This is a genomic window from Bacillota bacterium (genome assembly GCA_036504675.1).
Taxonomy (GTDB): domain Bacteria; phylum Bacillota; class Sulfobacillia; order JAJYWN01; family JAJZPE01; genus DASXUT01.
On record DASXUT010000115.1, the window covers coordinates 1 to 3,915 of the forward strand.

Sequence of the window (3,915 nt, forward strand, 5' to 3'; positions counted from 1 at the left end):
GAATGTGGCTCCAATATACTGGCGGGTTGTTCTCCTACTCGGATTGCTGAGTCAGTGGACCTTGTCACCAGCTCTCCCCGCAGTTGGAGGCCACCGGTCGAATACGTCGCCGACAACGTGGCTGAGACAATGACACGCATCATCTTGAGCCACAGGCAAGCAGATAGCTCAGAGGAAATATGGGTTCGTAAATGCACTGCCAAGGTCGCCCAGTAGGCATCTTACATGTCCCACTCGAGGGGAGTGACGCTGCAATGCCCACCGCCCGGGCCCGGGGGAACCATTTAGCCGCTGTTATTGGACTGGGGTATGTTGGCCTACCTCTTGTCATATCATTGGCTCGTTCAGGTTTCATGACATATGGAGTAGATACTGATCCTCATCGGGTCAAATGTTTGGCTAACGGGGCCTCCTACGTTACGGACGTGACCAGCGCAGCAGTCAAGGAGGCTCTGGAATCAGGACTCTTCAAGGCCAACCACGGACTATGAGGTGGTAAGGCAGTGTGAAGTAGTGATCATATGCGTTCCAACGCCGTTTGAGAAAATCAAAAGACCCAGATATATCTCATATTGCACTTGCTTCTCAGGAAATAAGCAAGAGATTGCACGCCGGGATGCTAATAATCTTACAGAGCACAACATATCCAGGCACAACGGAAGACCTCATTGACCATGTGGTTAGGGAGGAAGGCTATGAACCGGGTAAGGACGTGTTCATTTGCTTTTCCCCCGAGCGAGTAGACCCAGGGAACAAGGGTTATGGCCTTGGCAATACCCCTAGGGTTGTCGGTGGGATTACACCAGAGTGCACAAGGCGAGGCGTCGACTTTTGGAGCAACGTTGTGAGCGAAGTTGTCCCAGTCAGCTCCAGTAGAGTGGCTGAAATGGTCAAGCTACTCGAAAATACCTTCCGGGCTAGCAACATCGGGCTTGTTAACGAAATGGCTGTAATGTGTGAGCGGATGGGCATCGACGTGTGGGAAGTCATCGACGCTGCGGCAACGAAGCCGTTCGGGTTCATGCCATTCTACCCTGGGCCGGGGATCGGGGGTCATTGCATCCCCCTCGACCCTATGTATCTAGCGTGGAAAGCCAAGGCGTATGGGTTTTTTAACCGCTTCATCGAATTAGCCGGAGAGATTAATGGCAACATGCCTCGTTACATAGTAATGAAAGTACACGAAGCTCTGAACCTATGCGGTAAGGCGCCAAGAGGCAGTTCGGTGCTCATCTTAGGGGTCGCATATAAGCGAGACGTGGCTGATCTACGGGAGTCTCCGGGGATTGAGATCCTCAGACTTCTTCGAGCTGAAGGGGCACGTGCTGACTTCAATGACCCTCTTGTCCCCCAGCTCAGCGAGGCGGAAGAGGTTCTGAGCAGTGTCTCGCTAACCGAGCAATTTTTGTCATCATATGATTGCGTCTTGCTGGTGACGGACCACTCTAGCTACGATTACCGATTTATAGCAGCTAGTTCGCGGTTAGTCGTAGACACCCGCAATGCATTCCGGGGCATTCCGGGGCATTTCGAGTCATAGGATCATCCGCCTCGGCGTGCCCACCCCGTCGCCTGCCCTGTGGGAGGAACTGGTCTTGCCCCGGCTTCGTAGACAGATTTGCGCTTGGTTCTTCTTACGCTACCTTCTCTGCTCGAACCCGTTCTTCGTATTCCGTGGGGGATGAGTAGCCGAGGCCGGAATGTAGCCGCTGGCGGTTGTAGAAGACCTCGACCCATTCGAAGATCGCCTGCGCCGCCTCGGCCCGCGTCCGCCAGGTCCGCCTCTCAATCAGCTCCGCCTTGAGCGTTGCGAAGAAGCTCTCCGCCACCGCGTTGTCGAGGCATTCGCCCTTCCGGCTCATCGAGGCAGTGATCCCGGCGCCGGCCAGGGCCGCCTGGTAGACCGACGAAGTGTACTGGCAGCCGCGGTCGGTGTGGTGCACCAGTTCGCCTGGCCGAGGGCGGCGACGCCGTATGGCCATGTCCAGAGCGCTCAGGGCGAGCTCCGTGCGCAGGTGGTCGGCCATCGACCAGCCTACGACGCGCCGCGCGTAGCAGTCCATGAGCGTCGCCAGGTACAGCCAGCCCTCTTGGGTCGGCACATAGGTGATGTCTCCGAACCAGAGCTGGTTTGGAGCCTCGGCCACGAAATTCTGGGCCACCAGGTTGGCGGCGACCGGCGCGGCGGGGTTGACAATCGTCGTCCGTACCCGGCGCCGCGGCCGGCGGACGCCGCTGAGGCCGCTCGCCCGCATCAGCCGGGCGATACGCTTCCGCGAGGTGGCCACGCCTTCCATGGCAAGCTTGGCGCGCACCCTGGGCGCCCCGTAGGTCCCCCGGCTGGCTCGGTGGATGGAGCGAATGCGCTCCGTCAAGGCCGTGTCCTTCCGGGCCCGATGTGACGGACCACGCTGCCGCCAGGCATAGTATCCGGCCCGCGAGACCGTCAGCACACGGCACATGAGCGAAACCGCATGATTCGCCTTCTCCACCTCGATGAACCGATACCGGCTCACCGGGTCTCGCTCTCCCTCACGAAGAAGGCCGCGGCTTTTTTTAGGATCTCGCGCTCCTCGCGCAGGACCCTGTTCTCCCGACGCAGGCGCTGCAGTTCGGCCTTCTCGTCAGTGGTCAGGTCGCCCGGCCGGCCACGACCGGCATCGGCTTCGGCCTGGCGCACCCAGCGACGCAGCCCCTCGCCCGAGATCCCAAGTTCTCTCGAAACCTCGAGGATCGACTTGCCGCTCGTCCGTACCAGCTCAACAGCCTGAGACCGGAACTCAGCCGGATACGGGGGATGGCTTCTTGGCATTGACCCCACCCTTCCTGGACTTCCCTACATCCCAAGTGTAGGGTTGTCCACGAAAGCGGGTCAAGTCCAAACTCACAAAGGCTGAGCGTGAAGCCGCGGCTGGCAAGGACTAGTTGGGCGTCTTTTCGGATGCGCGCTCGTGCGCAAGTCGCCGGGGGGCCTAGTTCATGCGTATTCTCTTAGTTACCCAGTATTTCTGGCCTGAGGAGTTCAGAGTCAACGACTTGGCGGCGGGGCTCCTGGAGAAAGGTCACGAAGTCACCGTCTTGACGGGCGTACCAAACTATCCGGTTGGCAGCTTTTTCAGGGGATACGGGCTCCGAGGGCCAAGACGCGAGTCGTTTCATGGGGCAAGGGTATTCCGTGTCCCTATAGTGCCGAGGGGGAAGAGCAAGATTACTCTACTTGCCAACTACATGTCGTTCGTACTATCCGCTTCCTTACTGGGGCCTGCTCTTTGTAGGGGTGACTTTGAGATTATAGTCGTTAACCAGTTGTCGCCAATAACTATGGCTATTCCCGCAATACTTTTGAAGAGGGTGAAACGTGCCCCCTTGGTATTATGGGTTCAGGACTTATGGCCCGAAAGCCTCTCCGCCGCCGGAGGGATCCGTTGGCAACCACTGCTAAAGGGAATCGAAAGGCTAGTCAGTTTCATATACAAACACTGCGACCTCATCATGGCTCAATCTGAGGCCTTCTTCCCTTCCATTCTTGCACTGTACGACGATTCCCGAAAGTTGAGGTATCTACCGAATTGGGCGGAAAGTACTTACGGTCTATTGCGCAAGACCGACACCCCTAATAGCCTTCCTGAAGGCTTTATCGTTATGTTTGCAGGCAATGTGGGTGTAGCTCAGGACTTTGGGACCATAATAGCTGCAGCCGATAAGCTTCGGGACAGACAGGACATCAACTGGGTCATCGTAGGGGACGGTCGAGATCTAAATTGGGTCAGACACCAAGTTGAAGACAGAGGGCTAAACAAGACAGTTCATTTACTGGGACGAAAACCGGTGGAGGAAATGCCACGTCTTCTTGTAGGTGCGGATGCTCTATTGGTTACTCTAAAACGTGCCCGCGGGTTGTCCATGACCGTTCCG

General features: G+C 57.2%; 4 protein-coding genes. 3 read left to right on the forward strand and 1 reads right to left on the reverse strand.

Annotated elements, in window-relative coordinates:
- The first annotated feature begins 254 nt into the window (after positions 1 to 254).
- Both VGL40_08265 and VGL40_08270 read left to right on the forward strand, forming a co-directional pair.
- Positions 255 to 491, forward strand: a complete 237-nt coding sequence (locus tag VGL40_08265; protein HEY3315249.1) for a hypothetical protein — start codon at positions 255 to 257, stop codon at positions 489 to 491.
- Positions 492 to 538: 47 nt separating this feature from the next.
- Positions 539 to 1,540 (forward strand): nucleotide sugar dehydrogenase, encoded by a 1,002-nt coding sequence (locus VGL40_08270; GenBank protein HEY3315250.1) that lies wholly within the window; start codon positions 539 to 541, stop codon positions 1,538 to 1,540.
- Positions 1,541 to 1,634: 94 nt separating this feature from the next.
- Here the strand turns inward: VGL40_08270 and VGL40_08275 are convergent.
- Positions 1,635 to 2,812, reverse strand: a protein-coding gene (locus VGL40_08275) for an IS3 family transposase (GenBank protein HEY3315251.1) whose coding sequence is annotated in 2 segments (ribosomal slippage) — positions 1,635 to 2,548 and positions 2,548 to 2,812 — 1,179 coding nt in all. Because the reading frame shifts where the segments join, the coding sequence is not laid out codon by codon here.
- Between the two features lie 167 nt (positions 2,813 to 2,979).
- On the opposite strand from VGL40_08275, the gene VGL40_08280 reads away from it, so the two are divergent.
- On the forward strand, positions 2,980 to 3,915 hold a 936-nt coding region (locus tag VGL40_08280; protein ID HEY3315252.1), incomplete at its 3' end, for a glycosyltransferase family 4 protein.

What these genes read in the sequence shown, in the direction of transcription:
- VGL40_08265 (HEY3315249.1), top strand. Translation starts at nt 255, where the DNA reads ATGCCCACCGCCCGGGCCCGGGGGAACCATTTAGCCGCTGTTATTGGA.